Origin of the sequence: Paenibacillus sp. RS8, from assembly GCF_041956825.1 — a bacterium.
Taxonomy (GTDB): Bacteria; Bacillota; Bacilli; order Paenibacillales; family Paenibacillaceae; genus Paenibacillus_AQ.
Genome location: NZ_CP168131.1, coordinates 3,197,834 through 3,221,431, shown reverse-complemented (window position 1 = coordinate 3,221,431; position 23,598 = coordinate 3,197,834). Strand labels below are relative to the sequence as shown.

The 23,598-nt window shown below is 45.7% G+C and carries 15 protein-coding genes; all 15 read right to left on the bottom strand.

Features of this window, described 5'->3' with window-relative positions; translation table 11 throughout:
• Positions 1 to 9: 9 nt before the first annotated feature.
• The gene (locus ACDZ28_RS15850) at positions 10 to 1,725 is read right to left on the bottom strand and encodes a glycoside hydrolase family 66 protein (protein ID WP_375105155.1); all 1,716 of its coding nucleotides are present in this window, start codon (positions 1,723 to 1,725) and stop codon (positions 10 to 12) included.
• A gap of 122 nt (positions 1,726 to 1,847) precedes the next feature.
• A complete protein-coding gene (locus ACDZ28_RS15845; RefSeq protein WP_042125256.1) occupies positions 1,848 to 3,422 on the bottom strand; it encodes an ABC transporter substrate-binding protein in 1,575 nt (524 codons plus the stop codon).
• A gap of 80 nt (positions 3,423 to 3,502) precedes the next feature.
• Positions 3,503 to 4,381: a carbohydrate ABC transporter permease gene (locus tag ACDZ28_RS15840; protein ID WP_042125254.1), complete on the bottom strand. Its 879-nt coding sequence runs from the start codon at positions 4,379 to 4,381 to the stop codon at positions 3,503 to 3,505.
• 12 nt (positions 4,382 to 4,393) lie between these two features.
• Positions 4,394 to 5,356 carry a sugar ABC transporter permease gene (locus ACDZ28_RS15835; RefSeq protein WP_076207802.1) on the bottom strand — a complete coding sequence of 321 codons (963 nt, stop codon included), beginning with the start codon at positions 5,354 to 5,356 and terminating at the stop codon, positions 4,394 to 4,396.
• Positions 5,357 to 5,431: 75 nt separating this feature from the next.
• Positions 5,432 to 7,054, bottom strand: a complete 1,623-nt coding sequence (locus tag ACDZ28_RS15830) for a helix-turn-helix domain-containing protein (RefSeq protein WP_076107173.1) — start codon at positions 7,052 to 7,054, stop codon at positions 5,432 to 5,434.
• Positions 7,055 to 7,060: 6 nt separating this feature from the next.
• A complete protein-coding gene (locus ACDZ28_RS15825; RefSeq protein WP_375105154.1) occupies positions 7,061 to 8,809 on the bottom strand; it encodes a sensor histidine kinase in 1,749 nt (582 codons plus the stop codon).
• An 89-nt stretch (positions 8,810 to 8,898) separates the two neighbouring features.
• On the bottom strand, positions 8,899 to 9,891 hold the full coding sequence (locus ACDZ28_RS15820) for a carbohydrate ABC transporter permease (protein WP_076099586.1): 993 nt from the start codon (positions 9,889 to 9,891) through the stop codon (positions 8,899 to 8,901).
• Complete coding sequence (locus tag ACDZ28_RS15815; protein ID WP_375105153.1) at positions 9,888 to 10,757, bottom strand: carbohydrate ABC transporter permease; 870 nt, start codon at positions 10,755 to 10,757, stop codon at positions 9,888 to 9,890. The genes ACDZ28_RS15820 and ACDZ28_RS15815 overlap by 4 nt, the downstream gene beginning before the upstream one ends.
• A complete protein-coding gene (locus ACDZ28_RS15810) occupies positions 10,754 to 13,036 on the bottom strand; it encodes a DUF5696 domain-containing protein (RefSeq protein ID WP_042125243.1) in 2,283 nt (760 codons plus the stop codon). Before ACDZ28_RS15810 ends, ACDZ28_RS15815 begins: the two co-directional genes overlap by 4 nt.
• Entirely contained in the window at positions 13,030 to 15,066 is a 2,037-nt protein-coding gene (locus ACDZ28_RS15805) for a YIP1 family protein (protein ID WP_375105152.1), read from the bottom strand. The genes ACDZ28_RS15810 and ACDZ28_RS15805 overlap by 7 nt, the downstream gene beginning before the upstream one ends.
• Position 15,067: 1 nt before the next feature.
• Positions 15,068 to 15,928 carry a carbohydrate ABC transporter permease gene (locus tag ACDZ28_RS15800; protein ID WP_076119313.1) on the bottom strand — a complete coding sequence of 287 codons (861 nt, stop codon included), beginning with the start codon at positions 15,926 to 15,928 and terminating at the stop codon, positions 15,068 to 15,070.
• Positions 15,929 to 15,967: 39 nt separating this feature from the next.
• Entirely contained in the window at positions 15,968 to 16,912 is a 945-nt protein-coding gene (locus ACDZ28_RS15795) for a carbohydrate ABC transporter permease (protein ID WP_375105151.1), read from the bottom strand.
• Positions 16,902 to 19,901 carry an extracellular solute-binding protein gene (locus tag ACDZ28_RS15790; protein ID WP_375105150.1) on the bottom strand — a complete coding sequence of 1,000 codons (3,000 nt, stop codon included), beginning with the start codon at positions 19,899 to 19,901 and terminating at the stop codon, positions 16,902 to 16,904. Before ACDZ28_RS15790 ends, ACDZ28_RS15795 begins: the two co-directional genes overlap by 11 nt.
• Before the next feature lie 97 nt (positions 19,902 to 19,998).
• Positions 19,999 to 21,585, bottom strand: a complete 1,587-nt coding sequence (locus tag ACDZ28_RS15785) for an ABC transporter substrate-binding protein (protein ID WP_042125234.1) — start codon at positions 21,583 to 21,585, stop codon at positions 19,999 to 20,001.
• Between the two features lie 48 nt (positions 21,586 to 21,633).
• Positions 21,634 to 23,418, bottom strand: a complete 1,785-nt coding sequence (locus ACDZ28_RS15780) for a glycoside hydrolase family 66 protein (RefSeq protein WP_375105149.1) — start codon at positions 23,416 to 23,418, stop codon at positions 21,634 to 21,636.
• Positions 23,419 to 23,598 lie beyond the last annotated feature (180 nt).

Sequence of the window (23,598 nt, the reverse complement as noted above, 5' to 3'; positions counted from 1 at the left end):
CACGCACTCCTATTCGCTTAATTTCACTACAACCATGGACCAAACCTCCAAAGACGGTAGAGTAAATCTGGCAGCTAGCCCTTGTCCATGAGGTACAATTTCATAATCCAAAAAACATACTTCTTGGTTATGATCATCAGGGCTGGCTGTGAAGATGCACTCAATCGGCTGTTCAATCAGCAATGTGCAGACAACTCCATCTTGAGGTTCAGGACGCTTTTTCTTGCCATGCTCCCAATAATCATCCTCAAGGCCAACAAGGTTAATTAGCTGTAAGATGTGATAACCTTGCATCCGTTTAATGATGGTCCATACGGAGCCAATATCTCCATTCGGTGCAAATGGCACTCTGCCTTCGAAGGTGATTTCGGTATTAACCCCTGCTGTATAGGTGTAAGACACATCTTCCAATTGCGGATTGTGTATCAAAGTACCAAACCGCACTATGAAATCATAGTAGCGTCTCACCTCAACGACAAATTCAGGCCGCATCACTGCATAATCGGGATAGTAAGGCATCGTCAGCATTCCATTATCCTCACCTAATAAGAGATGATATCCACCACTAGCAAATATAGATGCCATCGTTAGTAGCGCCCCGTTCTCAGCCCATTCCTTGTCATGTCCAGCTTTCGGGTAAAAAGAGGGAAGATAAGCGGAGAGGATAATCGGCTTGTCTTTATCCAATGATCTTGCATTATCGATAAGTCCTTTAAGCTCACGCAATCGGACTATTGGCGGCCATACTTCAATATAAAGTGCTTCCTGATCTGAAGATGCCGTTTTGCTAATGGGGTAATTACCCACATTATTGAATATGACCCCAGCCTCTGCTTTTATTTCCTTCACTGCCGCGCTGGTTCGATCAATAAGCGCCGGATAACATTCCGCCAGATCAACCAATTCTTCCCTTCCTTCGACCCTACGTATCCCTTTCTTTGGAAAACCGTATTGATCCATATGAATTCCATCAAATCCTACCTTTACTGCTTGACGGAATTGTTCAACAATATGATCAGTCCAAGGGGACCCTGGTGTAATGTCCATAATATAAAATAAGTCTATTAATTGAAACGGCTCACCTTGGCGATTATAAAGCCCCCATTCCGGCCGTGCTTGTAAAAAATCCTTAAGGCTCGCGTATACAGCGCCATAGGCCAAGGCCGCCATCCCTTTATCGTGCAAGGCTGCCAATTTTTCACGAACAACTTTATAGGACATCATTCGACCCATCGGATCGAGAAATTCATCTTGATGCGGTACAAGATCATCATGTCGGTACATCCAATCATAGAACTGTATAACATTCAAATGGAATTTGTTCATACTTTCGACGTCACGTAATTCTTCGGATTCTTCCTTGCGAAAATCGCTTAAGAATCCATACCGAGGCGCCCGACTCCAATGATCGGCAATATCGTACGAAGTATAAGCTGTTGACACTGCAAATTTATCGTAAAAAACTGTAGCCTTGACCCCGTACCCAGCCCACTCGGTATCTTCAGTGAACAGGGGAATGCGCGCAATTTGTCTCAATCCTTTTTCCAGGCTGATCTCAAATGTTTCTTCAGCAACCTGCTTTTCTAATTTGTAGAACTCAACAACCAGTTCCAGAACCCTATCCTCTTGGGTCTCCAGCTCGACTATAATACTGCCTGCTTGGCCGGATTTGTACTGGGCTTGATCGGGATACATATCTATATAAGTCAGCATCGAATATTCCATATGAATACTCCACTCCTCTTCGCTGTATGATCCATTACAATCAAAAGGGGCATAACTAACGCATTATGCCCCTTTTGTCCGTCAGATCCGTTTAACAAATGAAATTATTGATCACACTCTGCTTATTTCTTGCCGTTTTCAGCCAGCCAAGCATCCAACTGCTTTTGCGCTTCCGCAATTACTTTGTCTGATCCCGCTGCTTTTTGTTTTTCCAGCATCTTAGGAAGAGCTTCTTCCGGATCGAGTTGGCCGGACTTCAACCCGTCAACAAAGGTTTTATTTGCGTTGTCGATCGAGATTAGTTCATTTTTGACCGGCTCCGGATCAAAGATAAATCCAAAAATCCGCGAAGGGTTTGCGGTAATCTGTTCGTTGAATTTCTCATAGTTCTGGTATTTATTCGGGTCTTCGCCTACACGTGTATAGTTAAGCATTTGATTGCCCACTTGCCACATAATATCATGGTAGTAGCCGACATTTTCTGTAGTTTTGCCTTCCGGCAGCGCAATTTGTCCGTCTTTAAGCACATAATGTGTTCCTTCAATACCGAAGTTGAAAAGGGTCAGAAGCTCCTTGTCCTTATAGAAAAGATTAAGCAGCATCATGGCGCGTTCCGGATCTTCAGAGCTTTTTGAAATCGCATACATGGTTGCCGTCATTTTACCGGTCTGCAGACGGTCAATATTGAGCGGAATCTGCAGCATCTCGCGGCCCGCTTTAATCGAACCATTCGGTGAAACGGCAGCTTTGCCAATCTCCATATCAGCGATAATATCCATGTCAGTAACAAATGCAAATCCTTTACCCGCTTGAATTTTTTTCCAGGCATCCAGACCTGGTGTCAGTGCGTCCTTGTTAATATACCCCGCCTTGTACCATTTGTTGGTCAGCTTGGCAAGCTCCATATAACGTGGAGTAGTGAACGAGTTGATTACAGTATAGTCATCTTTTGCTGTTCCCACGGTGTTAATAACCGCAATGCTTGCAATGGAATCTAGATTCGTAGATGAATAGTAAGCTTCAAGCGGAAAGCTTGGCGCTACCAAAGGCGTAATCCCCGGTTCGTTCTCCTTGATTGTCTGCAGCATCGGTTCCAGATCTTCGACCTTTCCGGACTTCAAGACACTGAGATCAAAGTTGTATTTGTCCACCAACTCTTTGTTCAAATAAACTCCTTGTGTGCCGCCCAGCTCTTGGTGGGTATGGATACCGTACAGCTTGCCGCCGCGTTTAGCCGGATCATGATAATCCTTCTCAACAGCTTCGATATCCGGGCCGTATTTGGCGAGCAAATCATCAAGCGGCAGCAAGCCGCCCTTTGTCACCTGTTGCTGGAATCCGAGCCAATCCGCTGTAAACAGCAGATCCATTTTATCTCCGGAGGCCATCATCAGGTTTGTTTTATCGCTCCATGCGCCCCAGTCGATGGGATTCAGTTTGACCGTCATGTTCATTTCCGGATATGTTTTTTTCAGATAATCATTCATTGCATCCTGTACCAGCTGATTGTCATTCTGAGGCGCATCGGGGAATACCATTACGACTTCGTAAGGCTTCAATTCGGAGCTGGCCGTCCCCTCCGGCTGAGCTGTGCCCGCCGGAGAATTCGCAGCATTATTTCCGCCACAGCCGGTTGCCACAACTGAAGTCAGCACCAACGATGTCAGTACAACAGAACTCTTTTTCAACCACTTCATAAATAATAGACCTCCCTGGAATACTTCTGTTTTTCTTTAAATCCTTTACTTGCATATACTAATCCAGCATTATGCTGGGATCAGCCTTTCACAGCGCCTACGGTAAGACCTTTTACGAAATACTTCTGCAGGAAAGGGAATACCAGCACCAACGGTCCGATTGCAATCATCGCCATCGCCATCCGAATGGATTCCAGCGGTGTTGTGACCTGTGCGGTGGAACTATAAGCCTTATTCGCAATCGTCTGCAGGAACGAAGCGTTCATTAAGGTTTTGGTCAATAGATATTGCAGAGAGAACAGTTTCTCATTCTGGATGAAGACCAGGCTTGTAAACCAGTCGTTCCAGTAGGATACGGTGGTGAATAGTCCAATTGTAGCCATTACAGGCAAGGACAGCGGCAGAATAATGCTGAAGTATGTCCGGAATTCACCTGCACCATCTATCTGGGAAGAATCAATCAGTGAAGGCGGTATACTGTTCGTGAAGAATGTCCGCATGATGATAACGTTGAAGCCGCCGATCAAACCCGGAATAATAAGGGCCATCAACGTATCCTGAACATGCAAGAACCGGGTGTAGATAAGATACCAGGGCAGCAAGCCTCCCGAGAACAACATCGTAATCAGGATGTAGAAGCTCAGCGCCCCCCTGAGCGGAAACTCTTTCCGCGACAGCGCATAGGCCATTGCCGAAGTCACAAACAAACTGATGACAACACCAATCAACGTTACCGAGGCAGAAACGCCATAAGCCCGCAATATTTTTTCTGCATCTTCAAACAAATACTGATAAGCGACAAGACTGAATTTGCCGGGCCAGAAGCTGTATCCATTAACAGTTACCCAGTCTTCATCAGCAACCGAGATCATGAATACAAGCCAAAACGGGATCAAGCAGGCAAGGCTAAACAAAGACAGGAAAATAATGATAAAGGGATTAGTTCGTTTTTTTTCCATGGTTTTCTCCTTTTAGAACAAAGCATTTTCTTTGCTGAATTTACGGACAATCAGGTTGACGGTAATGACAAGTGTAAAACCAACAACAGACTGCAGCAGCCCTGCCGAGGAGGCGAGTCCCGTATCGCCGGTAACCATTAACGCCCTGTATACATAGGTATCGATAACATCAGTTGTCTCTTTGATCATCCCGGATGCCATGGTTGCCTGATAGAACAGACCGAAATCGGCGTTGAAAATCCGGCCAATCGCCAGCAATGTCATGATGATAATGATCGGAGCAATCAGCGGAATCGTAATTTTCGTCATTTGCTTCCAGCGGCTGGCTCCATCAATGACGGCTGCTTCATAATATTCAGAGTCTATCCCGACAATGGCTGCGAGGTAAACTACGGCCGAGTAGCCCACACCCTTCCAGGTGTTGACAATGGTCAAAATATAAGGCCAATGCTGCGCTTCCGCATACCAGTTTCTAGGATCTATCCCGAAGGGCTCCAGAATAAATTTATTGATGAACCCCAGTTCCGGATTTAAAAATCCATAAACGATGTAGCCGACAATGACCATGGAAATAAAGTTAGGCAGGATCACTGTGCTCTGAAAGAATTTGGAGGCAAATTTATTCTTGACCTCGTTGAGGAGAAGGGCCAGCATCACTGCCAATATCGTATTGATAAGCAAAAAGCTAATGTTGTACAGCAATGTATTCCTAATGATCAGCCAAGCATCGTTTGAAGCAAACAGAAACTTAAAGTTGTCCAGTCCGATCCATTTGCTTCCCCATATCCCTGCCGTATAATTCAAGTCCTTGAAAGCCAAGAAAATACCGAACATGGGCAGATAGTTATTGATCAGCATCAACAGCACACCTGGCAGTGCCAGAACGATCAAGGCTCTGTACTTCCATATGGTTTTCCATTTTAATTTGCGCTGCGAGATGCCAGATTGTGTCAGTGTTGCTTTTTCCGAAGCCATAGTTCCACACCTTCTTATTGGGTTATGGCTTTATTATAAGGAGATGCCAACAACTGCTCTGCCGTTTTTATAACCTCAGTCTAATCGTTTTGTGACTTTGCGATATTCCTGAGGATTGACGTCGAACTGCTTGCGGAACATTTTGGTGAAATGTGAAAAATTACTGTATCCTACCTGCTGCGCTATCGCGCTTACCGACATATCCGTGGTATCCAAAAGCTCGCGGGTGCGGTTCATCTTCACTGAGATCAGGAAATCAATGAGGTTCTGGCCGGTCTCTTTTTTGAACAGTCTGGAGAGATACGCCGGGTTCAATCCAACATAATCAGCGACGCTGACCCTGGAGATCTCTTCCTCTATATTCTGCTGGATGTAGCGAATGGACCGCTCAATTACACCGCCCTTTTCCTGCCGCTCGAATTCCGCCTCCATGACCGCCGATACAATCCCTTCTGCCCAATGCCTGTACTGAAGCAGTCCCCGTATGCGGGCGGTTGTCCAGTCTGTAAACAGGACTATGCTTCCCGCATTGATTCCTCTTACCTGCAAGAAGTGATATATAATCTGCAAGGTATCCTGATGCAAGGCGTCTAGATTTCTTCCCTGAAAGCAAGGATTGGCTTCCAGTTTCTCTGTCAGATTATGAATAAACTGCACAGCGGACTCACGCTTGCCATTCAGCATATAAGAGATCAAATCATTGAGCAGGATATCATCCGAATTAGGTGATAATAACATCTGGTCCTGTGGCATGTATAAAAGCACCGATTGTGTGCGAGAAATATTGTCACGCTCCATGATTTTTAAGCTTTCGCACATTCCCGGCAGCTCTTGAAGGGGTTTGAATGAGCCGACATAGCAGGTTACGATGCTGTAGAACAGCTCCCGGCAAGCTTTGATAAAACGTTTACCTATGTCCGTGAGCTGCTGAATTCTGAGCTTCCTAGTCGCCTGTTCTCCCATCGCGCCTTTGGCATACAGCAGAATGAACAAAACCCCGTTTTTGTCTGTGACGGCCTCCCCTTGATGCTCTTCTGTAAAAAATTCCTCCGCCGCTTTCTTCACGGCATATTCCATGATTTCCTGATCCCGCGGACTGAGCGGTTTAGTCCACTCCTCAATACTGATCAGAATAGGAAGCACCAGATCGTCAGAATTTAACCCCACGCCAGCCTCCGCCAGCTCCCGGTCAACAAAATCCCCAAAAGACAGGATACTGCGGGACAACAAATCCTGCCAGAAACGTTCCACACGCTTCGGCTTTTCTTTTTGCCATAAATTTAGATACTTATGATACATTTGGTTGTAGGACGCATACTCTTCCTTCTCACGGTTGGCTGCTATCATACCTGATACGACAGTCAACAGCTCATCTGTGTCAACAGGCTTCAGCAAATAATCAAAACTCCCGAGGTTAACGGCTTTCTTGGCGTAGGAAAATTCGGAATGACAGGTCAGAAATATCGATTCCGTCCAGGGAGAATATTCCCTAACCCAGCCAACCAGTGAAAGCCCATCTTCATCCGGCATTTCAATATCGCAAATCAGCAATTCTATTCTGTGTTCATTCAGAATCTCCCTGGCCTTGTCGGCTCTATTCGCCGTCAAGACCTCTTCAATCCCATACGCTTTCCATTCGCAGCAGTAGAGAAGCCCCTCTACAGCGAACTGTTCATCATCTACAATCAATAAACGCATCTCTCATCATTCTCCTTCCATATATTCAATGGGCAGGCTAAGCCGCACACGGAATCCGAACGGCTCATTTTCACTGAAGTGAATGTTGGCTTTGCCCTGATAGCGCATAGCCAATCTTTGTTTCACATTCCAGATACCAATGTGGCCGTCATCAGTTTCTGGCCTATAATCAGGTGAATTCAGCTCTTGTAGTTTTTGTTGAGTACTACCTCTTCCGTTATCCGAGATTTCAATAATCATTGTATCGGTGTTCTCTTCTGACTTGACTGCACAAATTTCCAGATAGAATGTTTCTGCTTTCAAACTTATGCCATGAAGCATGGCATTTTCTACAAAGGGTTGTACAATCAAGGAAGGTATAGAAGCGAGGATGATGTCTTCATCTATTGTGATTTGAAAATCAAAAGACTGCTGGTATCGCATCTTTTGAATTTCAAGATAATTGCGGAGATGATCAAGCTCCTGTTCCAAAGTAATGCTGTTATCCTTTACCTGAAGCATGAATCTGAAATACTGCACCAGATGCCGTACTGTCTTTTTTACTAATTCAAAGCGTTTCAGATCGGCGAGTTGGAAAATGATATTGAGCGTATTTAGAAAAAAGTGAGGATTAATTTGCATTTGCAAATGCTTCATTTCCGCTTTTTGAGCATTTAGCCGTTCCTCATACACGTCAATTTTCAGATTTTGTATTTCTACAACCATGGTATTAAAGGCCTGATTCAGCGCTTGAAACTCTAACAAGTTAGAAGAAGGAAGCTGGGCTTCCATAGACCCTTTTCTGATGCGGTGAATGCCGCCCAACAAATTCAGAATCGGACGAATGACTATACGGCGAAAATAATATAAGTAAACCAGTAAAATGATCAAAATAAAGAAGGGCAGTACATTAATAATCATTTGGAATGTATTCAAGCCCTGGAGTAGCTCGGAATCGGGGATTACCACAGATAGATTGATCCCCAGGGTGGATGACTGGCTAGACACAACTAACCATTTCCGGCCATCATGCATATAAGAAAATGAAGAATTCTGATTCATCTTATCGTGTGGCAGCTTGAAGTCGTAGCCCATCGATTTCGAAGAACTGGTTAAGATATTTCCTTCATTATCCACAATAAGCACATCACCGCCTGATTGCAGGTTCAGATTGCCCAGCGGTGAGCGCATAGAATCGATTCGGATGAGCGCGCCGATATAACTGGGATTGCTCAGGTTATTACCGACTGTCCGGTTTATATAGTAATCCCCGGCTATATTAACTATTGTCCATTTGTACCGGAGTGGTTCCATTTTATCTTCATTGTGAACCTTGCCCGTGATCCAGGCTCTGATTTCATCCATATATTCCTCCGTGTTCCCTAATACATTGGATAATGTCAACATATCATTGACGCCGGAGTACAGATAGAACATATCCACGCTATGATAATAGGCCTGATAGGCTTGATTTCTTTGCATAATTCCCATACGGGCAAAATAATAATCGGAATCTTTCAGCCCTGGACGGTTGAATTGAAGGAAATTCTCGTCATGATCAACAATATCTACCAGATTAATAGTTATATCCTCGAGACTTCTCTCCATCATTTTCAGATTGGAGTTGACCAAATTCTGATAGGATCTGGATACCTGAGCCAATACATTTTCCTTGGCATAGTATCCCCCTGCAAAAAGAACGGAAAGAAGCGGAATCGTTATAGCAGCAAAAAGTTGAATAAGCCTTACACCGAGCGAATTTTTCTTATTTTTCATAATTCGTCCTTTCCGTTTGTTTGTTCCACAACAAAAAGAAAGGGCCACTATTGTGACCCCGACAGATTTGTTCCTTCTTCCTTCTGTTGTCACTCCCCGGTAATCCCTGTCTTGTCAATGCTCTCCACAAACCATCTTTGAACAATCAGATATAAGGTAACGAGCGGAATAATGGATAATAACGTTCCCGCAAAGGCCTTCGCCTCCGTAAAGTTCAAATTCGGATTTTGGTTGAAGTCTCCGCTTTGACTGGCTTTGACCGCAGCGCCGTAAGTGTTCTGTAGATCTCCGAGCAGCATCGGAACCGTCCGAATTTTGCCGTCCAGATAGAATGAAGTCAGAAAGGTCTCATTCCAATAGAGCGAGAAGGCATAGACGCCTACGATAATAAAGGCCGGCCCCGCCATAGGGATAGCGATTCTCCAGAACGTTCTAAATGCACCTGCCCCATCGATAAATGCCGCCTCTTCCAACGCCTTCGGAATCATTTTGAAGAACTGGAAGAAGATCAAAATAAACAAAGCCGCCTGCTCTCCCTGTCCGGTCAATGCCGGTATAATAAGCGCACCCAGATTCCCCTTCAGACCGAGCTCCATAAAAATCTGAAACCGCGGAATAAAAAACAAAGTCTTCGGGACGATATAGGTGAACAACAGCAGCAGCAACACGATATTTTTCCCTTTGAACTGGAAACGCGCTAGTCCGTAGCCCACTAGAGCGGAAGAAATGATTACACTTATTGTCGAAGCACCCGCCACCATAGTCGTTGTCAGGAATGAGCCGGGCAGCTGCAATGCCTTCCAGGTCATTTCATAGTTGAACGTATACAGACTGCTCGGCAGCCATTTCACCGTGCTGTCGACCAAGTCCACGTTTGACATGAAGCTGGCCGATAACATATAAAGCAGCGGATACAGGAATATAAATCCGAAGATGGTCAGAATCGTATAGGTTGCCGCCTTATATACGAATCCGTCGCTGATCTGCATACCGAACAGAAACTTTTTGAGCGGAGGCGTGCGTCTTCCGATTTGCTGCTTCAATTGCTTATACGGCTTGATTTGGACCGGTTGTTGAGTCATTTGGCCACCCCCTCTTTGGAATTTCTGCTGCGGGTCGCAAAATACAGGATAAGTATGAGTGCGATTTGGATTAAGGAATACAGCAGGGATAGCGCGGAAGCATAGCCTTCACGTCTGGACCCGTCGAATTTGGACTCCATAATGATGGTATTGATCGGATTCAAATCAAAATTTGCCAGGAAAACCACCAGATAAATTACGCATATGCTTACCAGTGGATAAATGGTGGGCAAGGTAATCTTCCAGAAAGAAGTCCACGGCGATGCCCCGTCGATGGATGCCGCTTCGTACATATCCTTGCTGATTTTTTGCAGCGCTGCGAGGAAAATCAGGATTGGCACTGCACTATACCACATCAACTGCAGAATCAGCTCAAACAGATTCACAATCAGCAGCAAAGCTCCCTTAGATGGAATAATCGTCCCCAGCGTCTCAAGGATGAAGTGATTGGCAGTGATGGACATGCCTCCATATGTGCTCATATTCTCAATCAGTTTCCCATTCAAAATAATAATTGGCAGGAAGAACATCAACCGGTAGATTGCCTTTCCCCTTATTTTCTGGTTAAGCAGCATCGACACAATAATGGACAGAGCAATAATAACCGGGACATACACTAATGTGCCGATAAAATAATTTTGTGCTTCAATGACAAAGTCTGGCTCCTCTAACAGGATTCGTTTGTAGTTCTCTATACCCACCCAATTGTATCTCCACCCGGACTTCGATCCGAAGGATACCTTGTAGAAGCTCATATAGATCGTTCTGTACAGCGGATAAGCGACAAAGGCTAGAAAACCGAGAATCCAGGGACTTATAAAGAGAACGCCCATTAAACCTTGCTTGGTTTTTATGCTCAATTTCATAGAATCACGAACCCTTTTGATTTAATTCTAACGTCTTGATAGCGATACTCTGTATCCTTGTAATTAATCACTATTTTGCGGCCGTTGTCGTACTCTACAAGGACAACACCGTCGTCAATGATCGTATGGTTGATCATTTCACTACCCATTACATTATTTAGAGCTTCACTAACAACCGAATAATAATTGTCAATACGGTCCTCCAGAGTCTTCAGCTGCGAGACATAGACATCACTTGAACCTGTCCGTTTGATCTCATACGTCGATTCACCTGTCAGTACAAACGAAGGGAATACCCCGAATTCAATCAGCTTAAGAATGGCCTCCGCATCATTGGATGAGAAGTTCATGTAAGGCGAATACATATCCATATAACCGCTCAGGACTAACGGCACCAATGGAACTGTAGCATCAATGAAAATCAGATTGGAGGATACGATCGACGTGTCGTAATAATCACTGGCATATTTGAACAGATAAGCATCAGGCATATACAGGCCTGTTTTAATTCCATTATCATTCAAATACTTCAGAGTCTTCTCAGTGTACGCCATTCCCTCATTCGCATAACCGACTGTTCCATGATCATAGTGAGTAAATGGACTATTCCCGAATCCGTCCAGGGCCAGTTCGCCGATCTTATATTTCTTGAATGCCTCCAGATCCCGTTCAGCGAGGAAGGAATAGTACTTAGGATTATTCAGATAATTATACTGTGCCTTGTTTTCATTCAGGACGCTCATATCCTTGCGGTTTAACTTGCTCGCCGTATATTTCGTCTTCTCGTACCAGGATCTCGCGTAGTCCACATAATGGCTGAACTTGATATCATTCACGGAGAAATAATCCACGGCTTCTTTAAACGCCTTGCTTCCGCCAAGCTGATTCATCATGGTGAAACGATAAGCCCACTCATCCTTGACGAACATCTTGAATGAAACACTCAGCTCTGAGTAACCCTTCTCCTTCAATTTCCTTACGAGCTCCTGCGCCTGTATATATGTTGTTGCCGGCACGTTCTCCACGCCCAGTGTTCCCATCGCCAATTCATTATTGACGAAATCAATTTTCATCGGAACCTGGTCGTGTGTCCTCCCCTTATCTTGTTTCAGCAGCCCGTCTTGCTGGATCAGGAAGCTGCGGAAGCCCTTGGCTACCCCGACATAGTTCGATTGGTCGCCCTCCAGAAAAACATAGCGCTGCACCAGCTCAAACCGATTCGGCTCCTCCTGAAAGCTGAGAACAGATTGTTCCTGATTTGTCCGACTCTGCACCTGCGCATACTGTGTACGATAGGTATAAGTAAAATAGGACTGATAGAAATTCGTCTGCAAATCACGGGATACATAATTATAATTCGCATACCCCTCACCGCCCTCGGCAATCACAAGCAAGCCGGAGCGGCCTTCCTCGTGAATAATGCCATAAATCGGCAGCGTTATCCGTTCAAGCGGCTTCACAACGGTACGCCTGGGTGTGAACTCCGGAGTATCTTCATATCCCGGATCCGGACCATAGACAGGTGCCGAATAGCCAGTCGCATACTTCGGAATTTCTCTCAGCTTCACAATAGCTCCGGCCCCATCAGGCAAGACGATATAACCGTTCTCTTTATGAGTAGCACTGCCAAAAAACGGATATGGAATAATCTCGCTTAGCCGGATGTCGTTGTTTCCCGGCTTGCCAAGCTTGGGGTTATATTCCTCGATACTTCTGCGCGGGACATGAATAATTAAATCTCCCTCTTGTAGTGCAACAACAAGGTCAAACTTGATCTTAGCCTTGGTGAAATCTATCGTTGCTGTAAAGCCCTCGTCCCTGTACTGGTAAGTCAGCTTCGCATTATCTCCCAATATAGTTCTTCGGCCGGAGGTGAATTTGTTATACGTGACAATGGAAATCCCGGATTTAATATAGGCTGCAACCTCATTGCTGTACTTGTTACCTTTCGTATTCACACTGACATCATAAGAGAACCACGTGCTGCCGTTGCACTTGTCCTTAACCGCTATGGCTGCCGTTTCTTCCTCCAGATAAAGCTCCAGCTTCTCGTTGCCGGCCACCATCCTGAAGGCAGCCGGAATTGGAGCGGCACTGCCGGCGGCAGCGCCGCTATTGAAGCAAGTCTGCTGTGCATTGTTCACAATAATATCTTTATAATCATTCTGGGCAGCGGCTATGCCGTATTCGACCTTCTGGCTGTCGCCAATTAAATAATTTATACCGAGTGCCGCTGCAATCAGAAGAACTATTCCGTATTTCAACCATCTCTTTACCATTTTTTGCTCGCCTCCGTAATCACGTCATACCCGAAATCAAGTAATTGACTGCCCAGCGAGTACAATACAAACAGGAACAATCCGATGATAAGCATCGTAAACGTACTCTTGAACACGACGTTAACCGTCTCTCCAACCTCATAGCTGTGAATGTCCTTGATCATAAAAAACATCAGAAAGGCAATCCATAGCATCATGGCCTGAATCGGCAAGTGATAGAAGACCGATTGTTCCAGCGTCAAGCCGTTGCTGAACAAAACAAGCGGAGGCAAAACAACCAGAATTGGACTCAGCGCATATGCCGTGGCATTATAGACATCCCTGAATCTACCTTCCCCATCGCTGATGGAGCAAATGAGATAATTGGAAACCATCCATAACACCGCAAGCCCGAAAATGATCCATAACTGATGAAGAAAGTACCCTTGTTTTTCAACAAACAGACCGCTGGTGTGATCATGATGCAGAATGAATACGGCGAATATCAGCATGTAGATCAGAGTGGCCGATTTTCTGGATACTCTGTTCTGATATTTAATTTGGTAGAATCCATCCAGCGGATGCCTCAGAAAGGTGAAGATGAACATCAGATCGCTAATGACTTTGACCTTGTAGATAACCTTCAGCCGATCCTTAATCTTGGTCCAATATTGATATTTCCGGTTCGTAAATTTATGGGCATATCCAATAATCAATAAACTAAGTAACAGTGCGAAAATAACATCCAGATGGTTCTGCAGCCAGGACTGGCGGATTTCCCAGAATGCTTCCGATACGCCTGCCTTGTACTGGGCATCCTTGAATTCTTCATAGGCCTCACCAGCCTCTCCATCCCGAAGGTAAGCCTCACCCAGACCAATTCGCGCCTTGTCAAAAGTTGAATTGTATTTCAACGTATATTCCCAAAGCTTCTGGCTCTTGGCGTACTCCCCGTTCTGATAGGCGTCCATTGCTTGATGTACCGCACTTGAGAATTCGGACGAACGGTAGATTTGGAGCAATTTCATCCCTTGATCGACTACGATCACTTCATCCGTCGAATTGGAGGCAATGCTTACAGGCCGATTCAGAAGCCCGAGGCGGCTGGAGTTGAAATCCTTCCCTCCGAACATAAAGAGCAGATTGCCATTGGCATCATATTCAAAGATCCAGCCATCCGAGCTCACGGAATAGACAGTGTTATGACCTCCAACCCATACACTTTCCATGGAATAGGTCCCGATGATAGCATCTGGATAATAATTCGTTCCCGAGACATTGAACTTCTTGATCGGGTTAGATTCCACAGAAGATGTAACAGTGTAAATAAAGCCCTTCTTGTCAATCGCTAAATTGCTGGGAACGTCAGGAAGAACCTTCTCCAGTTTGTCTTTTTGAGTCTTGGTCAGAAGACTGGACCGCAATTGATCAAGAAAAGGAACCTTTAACGGATTCCCTCCAAAGAAAGTGATAAATTCTCCATCCCTGTTCAACATGATCAGACCGTTGACCGAGCCAGCGCTTCTTACGTAAATATTGCCTCTTAAATCAACCGCGATATGGGTCGGGCTAAAATCGTAGCCTTCAGTAAAAATCGGCGAATCCGGCTTGCTGATTTCCTTTTTGAATGCGAAAGAGGATTTGTCAAAGATATAAATCTGTCCTGCCCCGGCATCCACCACATAGATGGAATCCTTCGTTACAAATGTGCTTTGGACCGCGGAGAACTTATCACTTGTGAGTTCCTTGTAGAATCGTAATTTCCCGTCCAAAACAAATACCTTGTTCAATGCGCTGTCCGTAATATATACGTAGTCTTGCTCATCCACAAACACATGCTCGGGCGTATCCAGTCTTTGCCCGTTGATTTCTCCAATCTGCGTGACTGGCGTATAGGCGTCCTGCGTCCGGATCGTATAACCTTCACTGTCACTGGTGTAAGTGAAGTAGGGAGCATCCGAGGCCGCATAAGCCTGTGACGTACTGAGAAACACCATGATCAGCGCAACCGTCACCAATTTCAGCGTTCTTTGCATTGTCCACTTTCCCATATCACTTAATCCCCGTATGAGCCATGGAATCCATGACCTTATTTTGTAAAATTATAAACAGTATCAGATTCGGCAGGAACATGACTAGTCCGGCTACGGCCGACAATCCCGCCCCAGCAACGATGTTCCCCGATTGCGCCACCAAGGTGTTCAAGTAGAAGGGCAGTGTGCGCAGGGATTCATCGTTCATGAAATTGGCAGAGCTCTCAGCATTGCCCCAGCTGGCCTGGAAGGTCAATATCGCGACAGTCACGAGGGCCGGCTTCACCATCGGCAGCATCACGCTCCAATATACTCGCCAGTTTCCTCCTCCATCCATTTTGGAGGCTTCAATCAGATCATCCGGAACCTGATCCATAAATTGCTTGAGCAAGAAAATACCGATTGGCATCGCCAGCATCGGGATAATGTGCGCGAAGTAGGTATTGAACACACCCATTTTCTCAATAATGAGAAAACGCGGAATCGCTACAGCGACCGGCACAAACATCAGAGCCAGCGTGTTAATCTTGTTAAAGGTCTCCTTGCCTTTGAAATGCAGCTTCGACAGTCCGAAGGCCGCCATGGAACTAACCGCTAACGTCGACAGAATAACAATCGTTGTCGTGAGGACACTGTTAAATACGTATCTGGATAACGGAAGTCCTGATTCCGCGGAAAAATGAAGCAGTAGACGGAAATTCTCAAAAGTCGGCTGGCTTACGAAAAACCTAGGCGGATACGCAAACAACTCCGTAAACGGTTTGAATGAATTATTAATGATAAACACAATCGGAAGGACCATAAATATGGACAACACAAGCAAAAATATATGAAAGCCCAGCTGGTCTTTATGCAGTTTATCGGGATTGAACTTGACCATTCTTCTCACCACACTAACGAAAGGATAAACACTATTTATTTATTCTCCGAACAGCTTGTAGCTGACCTTGTTGAATAAAATAACAATGCATAACAAAGCTACAGTAACCGCAGAGGCATAGCCCATCTCATAACGGACAAAACCGAAATCGTTGGCATGGTCAACGATCAGCCATCCAACGTATTGGGGGGGCGGTGTCCCTCCGCTAAGTGTAGCGGCCATCCCCGCTGCATTAAATGTGCCGATAATAGCCATCACTGCACCGAACAGCATTTGCGGCTTCATGGACGGAATCGTAATGTAGAATATCTCCTGCCAACGGTTGCGGATGCCATCCATATAAGCAGCCTCGTACATTGTCCTGTCAATATTGAGCAGACCAGCCAGCATCGCCAGAAAGCCTACACCCATGCTTCCCCAAAGCGCGATAAATATCATGATCGGCATCAGCAGCTCCGGAGACTGCAACCATTGCACCGGCTCCCGGACGATGTTCAGCTTCAGCAGCCAGTAGTTTAGATAGCCGGCCTGATCTCCGCTGAACAGCACTTTCCATACAACCGCCATCATGACAGGGCCTGTTATGGAAGGAGAATAGATAATAACGGTATACAGGGTTCTCATTCTGTGAGTCACCTGGGACAGCATCCATGCCAGCATAAAAGCCAGCATGTATCCGAAGGGCCCTACGATAATGCCGTACAGCAGCGTATTCGGCACCGCATTCTGGAGAAACACCGTATCACCTGTAAACAAGTCGATGTAATTCCGGAACCCGACAAATCTAGGGAATTCAACTGTATTAAAGTACGTAAATGACATCACCGCGGCAATGACTACCGGAAGTACAATCAACAACAAAAACAATATGGCATAAGGCATGATGAACAGATAAGGAGAATCTGCTACGCGTTTAAAGCGGCTTTCGGTTTTTCCGCTCAGGCCAGGCTTCAATCTCCGGTTAATCGGGGTGCTACTTTCCATTTTCTCTCACCCAATTCTCTACATTATCAATGGTCGGAACCTTATAGGGTTTGACCAATTTCCCGTCAGCAATGTACCCAAATTCCTTCAGCTTCCTTTCAAGCTCCCGGTTGATGGTTTTGACCGCATTATCCAGAGCCGTTCGCGGATTTTGCTTACTAAAGACGACCGCATTCCATGCATTGCTGATCTCACGTTCCACCACGTAATCGCCCGGGACCTTCCCGGTCGCTTGAATCCATTCCCACTGCTCCATGATCGCGTCCTTCGAATCGGAAGGCCATGCACTGTCGGCAAAGCCCTTCAAATTCGCAGTCATATAGAGGAACTTCTCTCCCAGGGTCGATTTGATATTGTAAGAGAAATCACTTTGCACATTTGCGCTTTCCCACCACCTGATAAACTCCCAAGCCGACTTTTTCTTGTCACTGTTCTTAAAAATGATGCTGGAGGAGCCGTACGTAGGATCCCAGCGTTCAATTACACCCGCATCATTTCTGACACCCGGAATCGGAAGAACTCCCCATTGTCCTGCAAGATCCGGTGCAGCATACTTCAATTGAATGTAGGTATTAGCATCGCCAATTCCTACTGGTGCCTTCCCGTTTCTGAAGTTTTGGAAGAATTCTGAGGTTGTAATCGGCACGTTATAGACCGTGAATAGGTCTGTCATGAATTCAAAACCCTTGTAGGCGCCTTCTTTGTTGATGGCGGTCTTACTTCCGGTTTCATCGTACAATTGCCCGCCAAACTGGTATAGAAATGGCGTCGTGGTATCGAATCCCTTAAAGGAATTATTTGATCCCAGCGGAGTATAGAAGTTCATATCATATTTCTGCAGCATTGGGACAAGGCCCGCTACATCCTCCCAGGTCTGCGGAGGCTCTTCACCCAGAAATTTTAGGATATCCTTCCGGTAGAATAACAGCTTGACATCCTGAGTTTCCGGAAATGCATAAACACCTTCATCGTAAATAAAAGGAATAAATGCTCCAGGATGGAACTCTTCAGCCAATTTGTAAAAACCGTCGTAACCCCTTAAATCCTCAATAATTCCCCGAATGGCCAATTCAAAGGGTTTGCCAAAGCTGACACCCATCGCTGCATCAGGGGTGCTGTTAGCCGCATTGGAGAGCACGATCTTGTTTTCGTCCGGCAATATGGACAGATTGATCTTGATTCCAGTAGCAGGCGTAAACTCCTCATCGATCATCCGCTGCATAATTTCTACATACAATCTGGACTGATTGACCCAAATCTCAACCGTGTCATCATCTATCTCTCCGGCCTTTGCATACCGGGGATTGCCAAAGGAATAGAAGAAAGCTTTAACATTCTCGACAGAGCTTGTAAGCAAGCCGGAATCTGCCTTGGGCAATTCCTCGCTGTTGCCAACATAGATCTTGTCCAGATGCATCGGATTATACACCAGCATAGGCAGGACCGATTTAATCCGTCCGTAAGCGGAGGATTGGTCGCCCATAAATTTGCCCATGTAATGGGGCAGCTCATTCGAATCCCCAATAAATTCCTCCACCAATTGCTTGGCTACTTCAAGCTGTGACAGCGCAGGTAAATCCCTATTACCTGTCTCTTCGATCAGGGCGAGCTTCTGCTCCTCAAGCTTTGCAGAAATTCCTTCCAGATAAGTTGAGATTTCAGGAATATATTTTTGTATATTCCATTTCCTCTCTTTATCGACAAGCCCTCCTGTCAAGCGGTTAACGCTTTGACTTGTGGAATCAATCATCTCAGCCGTTTTGAGCAGTTCATGATAAATATCTCTTATCCGAGTATTATCAATGGACAGCGACAGGGTATGTTTCCCTTTTTCCAGATATATTTCATAAGGAACACCTTGTTCATCCTGAAGAGTTGCATTCGTCCAGCCGCTGGAATAGTCAAATGAATAAGACTTCAGTTCACTGAAGGGAACTTCTCCGTCAATTTCAATACGCCGGTGTGTCGGCATCCCGTTATTGGTATCTTGGGAATACTTGAAGGTCAGATGATAGAAGCCGCTTTCCTTAACCTCAAGCGGATAAGAGACCTTGTCACCGCTTTCTCCGAACGAATAACCATCCAGCACATTCAACAGCCGGTGTTTGTATGAATAGGGAGTAATGCTCGAATTACGGACATATTTGGCCCGAATGCTTTGTCTGCTTTTCACGGCGATATCTTCGGCTTCAATCGTCACAACAGGTTCTGAAACCGGCTTCTCTGCCCCATGTGCCGCCGCATATTCATTATAAGAAAGCTCGGGACTGGCCGTATTGTTCAACCACGCCTTCCCGATCAGCACATATCCCTCCTTCAGCGTGAACGAAATGAGATTTTTGCCTTTGTTCAAATGGAATTTCATGGGCTCCGTATAAAAGAAGTTAGGATCAGAAAGTCCTTCATTCCGCCAGGACGCAGAGATCTCCGACTTGGGAGTCAGTTCGTCCCCGTAACGGTCAACCTTGTGCTCCGTATTCTGTGTTTTCCAATCTATTGCGAGCTTCAGCTCATTCATTTCGTTATACTGCTTCTTGCCGTTGATCTCTACCTGGAGCTCAGGGTTTAAAGTAGACTGCTCTAAAATATAGTCGTCGAGCCAAATTTCATACAGACCCTCGTCCTGGACCTCTACTTCATAAGTCAGAACATCCTTTGGTGCAGCGTAAAGGACATCGCCGCCATAGCCTTCACTTCGCGAAGAACTATAGATTTGCCCGCCCTTGACAAGCTTCATTGGAATGCTCTCAGGCAGTATCGGAGCAGCAACCTGGTCTTTGGTCCACTGTTTGAGAACATTGTAGTAGTTACTGTCACCGCTTTTGTTGGTCATATAGGCCTCGACAGCCGCTATGCTCCGTTGAGATTCGGCTTGCGACAACACGGTTCGGGCATCGTTATCCGTTAAGCTGACGGCAAGTACTCCGGCAGCCACTGCAATGAATCCAAAACCGGCTATTACATACCCGATTTTTCCCTTGGTTTGCACTTGATCACAACCTTACATCGTCAAGTTTTACTAAAGTGACCATAACTACCGATCGGATTCCGCCTAACCGGTAGTTATGGGTATTGCAGTGTTTGTTTTATTTAGCGTTATACTCGCCCAGGTAATCATCAAGCGTTTTGTTCATCATTGAATCCCATTCCGCTGCGACATCACTGTACTTTTTGCCTTTGTCTCTGATCTGATTTCTGATTTCCCACGGGTTCAAGGTATCATAAGCTTTAACGACGCCCGGAAGCTGTCTCGGGTAAGGCACCGGATTGGACAGCATTTGCTGGAAGTCGACATTCTGGAATGCCTGGAAGTTAAAGATGGCCAATTCACTATCTTCCGGGAAGCCCTTAACCAGGGGGTGGTTCTTCAAGACTTCAGGATTGGTCGTAACCGGCCAGCCCTGAATGAAGTCCATCAGCTGATCCTCCGCCCGTATTGGCGCATCTTCGGGAAGACCCATATACTCGTCGATCAATGCCCAGCGGGATTTCAACCCCTCTTCACCGTAGGTCAGCCATTTAAGCAATTGATAGGCTGCTTCAGCTTTGACCGGATCTTCATCCAGTGCGCTGGACAAGCTTAATGTGTCATAATATCCATGCAGATCCGTGATGCCCCCCTCAGGTGCAGTCGGCATCGGGTAAATATCGATATCCATTTTCCGGGTTTTGATCATTTCATTCACATCCGTACTCAGTGAATACAGCCAGAAGTTTCCGACCGCTTCCAAACCGTCTGCCCAAGGGTTGGTAGATTCGCCAACCTTCTTCTTCCTGACATCTTCCGGCAAATCCCAGAACCATAAGCCTTGCTTATCTTCCTTTGCGAACTGGTCTAGCCACATACCGTATTTCTTGCTGTTCGCGAAATCAAATCTCTTGGTTTCGGAGTTAAACCCTTTCCAGCCGTTTGGAATACCGTCAAAATAGTGTGGGCCATGGTCGATAAAACCGATGCCTCCCGGGAACACCGGATTATTCGGAGTAAGTTTGGCGACCTCCGAACGCAGGTGTTCATAATCTGCATAGGTCCAGTTGTAAGGCGGTATAGCGATATTATTTTCCTTCAGCAGATTCAGGTTTACTGCAGGGAATTCGGACACAGACTGGAACGGAATCCCATAAATCCCCTTCCCGTCATACGTGGTCATAAAACTTTTCGCATTTTCAGAAATCCATTTGGACTCCGGGTCTTTGTCAAGATAGGATGTTAAATCTAGCGTAAGCTCACGGTCATAGGATTCGGCGGCCAGCGGCGAATAGAAAATATCGGGCAGCGTTCCCTCCATCGCTCTCGCCGTCAGAATTTCGAGTTCATCCGTATCTGACTGCTCAATGGCGAACTGGGAATCACGGACAACCGTGATGTTCGGATACTTCTCCATGAATTTGCGGATGTTCAAGAACATCGGGTTCGTATCATCATTTTCACCGTAGAAGCGCATGGCATAATCCAGTTCAATTTGCTTTTCCTGCCAGTCAGCTACGCCGTTTCCATCCTCGTCTGTCCAGTTCGTTTCGGCTTCCTGGCCTTCTGTATTCTGATTATTTCCACCATAGACTTCCGAGTTGTTTACATTTGCCGAGTTCGTGTTAGCGTTACCGGAGCAAGCGGATAGCAGAAGTGAGAAAACTAACATGATTGAAGAAACAACAGTTATTCTCTTTTTCATAAGACCCTCCATAATTTGCATATTGATTTCGTTGAAGCTTAAGCTCCATCATTCGTATTCGACGGTGATTAGATCCCAGTATTTTAGTTTCGGCAGTTGCAGGAATACGTTTCCATCCTTCTGCTCAAATTTCAGTATGATTGGGGAGCCCTGATAATAATCAGGGGAAGCAAACATGACTTTGCTTACCTTCCGTTTCGCAGGGAAGACAACGTCTACCTTTTCAAGCTCGGGCGGTTCAGCTTGCTCCGCCTGATTGTCCTTCCACTCCATCGTTGTCGCACCGATGAAATTGATGAAATGAATAATATCAGTATCAGCCTTGTGCTTTGTGAACGACCAAATTCTCCCTTGTTCAGGTTGCGGTTTTATTTCAACGTCTGCCGACCCGGAGACCTTAAGCTCCAAATTCTTCAGGCCGTCCCGTAAAATGTTTTGGTAAGCTGTGAGGAAGTCGTAGTAACGAATCAGCTGTGCTTCAAGCTCAGGCGGCACAGACAAATTTTTGTTGGGGAAATATTCATTTGACAGCATATTTTCCCCAAGCTCCAGATGAGACCCGCCCGATGCAAATATCACTGCATCCGTCAGCAGCACGCCCGGTGTATTGAACATTCCCTGTCCGGATTTGGAATGCTCATAGTTCATATAAGCAGCTAGGACCGTATTTAATTTATTTCTGCCGGCGCGGTTATTGCTGTCAATAACCTCTTTCAGATCCCCATATTCAGGATAGGACCAGACCTCTGTATAGAGAAAATCAACAGGTGCCAATGCCGCCAGTAATCCTTGTCCGTACTGATCAACCGCATTCATGACATAATCGACGTCCAGCTCTTTTTTAGCTGCTTTTAGAAATGAAACGTAAGCTTGCGGAAGCTTGACGATCTGCCCCTCCGAATTATAGAGCGTTCCCCGGTCTCCCAATTGATCAACATGCCATCCGTCGAACGGCAAGTGCTCAAGCACTCCCTTTTCTTTCGCAATCAGATAGCTCTGCCATTCAGGATTGCTCGGGTCATACAGCATAATATCACTGATCCAGCCCGGAAGTGGATGCTTATCCTGATCAGTTAGGTCGCGGTCTTTAAACAACCCCCATTCCTTACTGACCCCATCTTTGGCCGCATCCTCATAAGCGCCAAAAATGAGATTATAATTCATGGCCTTCATATTTCGGCTGTGGGCCAGATTGATATAGCTTTTCACTGTATTGAAGGAAATCTTCCTGCTCGCGATATCCTCCCATTCTTTCGCAGGTTTGCCGTCAAAGGTTTTGATCGGGTCATGATGCTTGTATTGCCAATCGTAGAATTGGATTCCATTAATATGGAATCTGTTCAAGCGTTCAATGACTTTCTCCACTTGTCCCTGACCCATACTCGGGAAATCAGACAAGTAACCATAACGCGGAAATTTGCTCCAATCCGAGGAAACGTCAACCGCAATATTCATCTGATCTGTAATCTTGTAATCTCGGGACACAAAAACTTCCACCATGTATCCTTTATAGTCTTCCTTGGGTGGAGTCCAGCTCCAGGAGGCCTGACCTTCATCCGTTTTCACCTTTTGACTGCCAATCTTCTCACCTAAATGCCGGTACTGGATGATCAGCTCCGCCTTAGGCGCCGGCGAACTCAACTGGAGGGAGAAGCTCACAGATTCACCGGGTTTATAGTTGGCCTTATCTGTTGTTAAAGCCTTCACCCCTCCTTGACTTACCACTTGCACAGCGGAAATTTCACTGATCGGCCTGCATCCAGATACTGCGAGCGTCATGAAGCAGGCCAGCAAAATTCGGGAGTGTTTCACTTTCGTCAGATGCAATTTCATCCATTTAAACACCTCTCATATTAATAAAGGAATACTGCTGCAGCCGCAAAACAGCTTTGCAATCGCTTTCAATTCAATTCGATTCCTATATATTAAGGATACAAGGAAAGGACGGATTCCTAAGATAGGAATCCGTCCCGAGATAAGGTGGATAAATGATTAGTGCCAGACGACATTCCC

What these genes read in the sequence shown, in the direction of transcription:
- ACDZ28_RS15850 (WP_375105155.1), bottom strand. Translation starts at nt 1,725, where the DNA reads ATGGAATATTCGATGCTGACTTATATAGATATGTATCCCGATCAAGCC.
- ACDZ28_RS15845 (WP_042125256.1), bottom strand. Translation starts at nt 3,422, where the DNA reads ATGAAGTGGTTGAAAAAGAGTTCTGTTGTACTGACATCGTTGGTGCTG.
- ACDZ28_RS15840 (WP_042125254.1), bottom strand. Translation starts at nt 4,381, where the DNA reads ATGGAAAAAAAACGAACTAATCCCTTTATCATTATTTTCCTGTCTTTG.
- ACDZ28_RS15835 (WP_076207802.1), bottom strand. Translation starts at nt 5,356, where the DNA reads ATGGCTTCGGAAAAAGCAACACTGACACAATCTGGCATCTCGCAGCGC.
- ACDZ28_RS15830 (WP_076107173.1), bottom strand. Translation starts at nt 7,054, where the DNA reads ATGCGTTTATTGATTGTAGATGATGAACAGTTCGCTGTAGAGGGGCTT.
- ACDZ28_RS15825 (WP_375105154.1), bottom strand. Translation starts at nt 8,809, where the DNA reads ATGAAAAATAAGAAAAATTCGCTCGGTGTAAGGCTTATTCAACTTTTT.
- ACDZ28_RS15820 (WP_076099586.1), bottom strand. Translation starts at nt 9,891, where the DNA reads ATGACTCAACAACCGGTCCAAATCAAGCCGTATAAGCAATTGAAGCAG.
- ACDZ28_RS15815 (WP_375105153.1), bottom strand. Translation starts at nt 10,757, where the DNA reads ATGAAATTGAGCATAAAAACCAAGCAAGGTTTAATGGGCGTTCTCTTT.
- ACDZ28_RS15810 (WP_042125243.1), bottom strand. Translation starts at nt 13,036, where the DNA reads ATGGTAAAGAGATGGTTGAAATACGGAATAGTTCTTCTGATTGCAGCG.
- ACDZ28_RS15805 (WP_375105152.1), bottom strand. Translation starts at nt 15,066, where the DNA reads ATGGGAAAGTGGACAATGCAAAGAACGCTGAAATTGGTGACGGTTGCG.
- ACDZ28_RS15800 (WP_076119313.1), bottom strand. Translation starts at nt 15,928, where the DNA reads ATGGTCAAGTTCAATCCCGATAAACTGCATAAAGACCAGCTGGGCTTT.
- ACDZ28_RS15795 (WP_375105151.1), bottom strand. Translation starts at nt 16,912, where the DNA reads ATGGAAAGTAGCACCCCGATTAACCGGAGATTGAAGCCTGGCCTGAGC.
- ACDZ28_RS15785 (WP_042125234.1), bottom strand. Translation starts at nt 21,585, where the DNA reads ATGAAAAAGAGAATAACTGTTGTTTCTTCAATCATGTTAGTTTTCTCA.
- ACDZ28_RS15780 (WP_375105149.1), bottom strand. Translation starts at nt 23,418, where the DNA reads ATGAAATTGCATCTGACGAAAGTGAAACACTCCCGAATTTTGCTGGCC.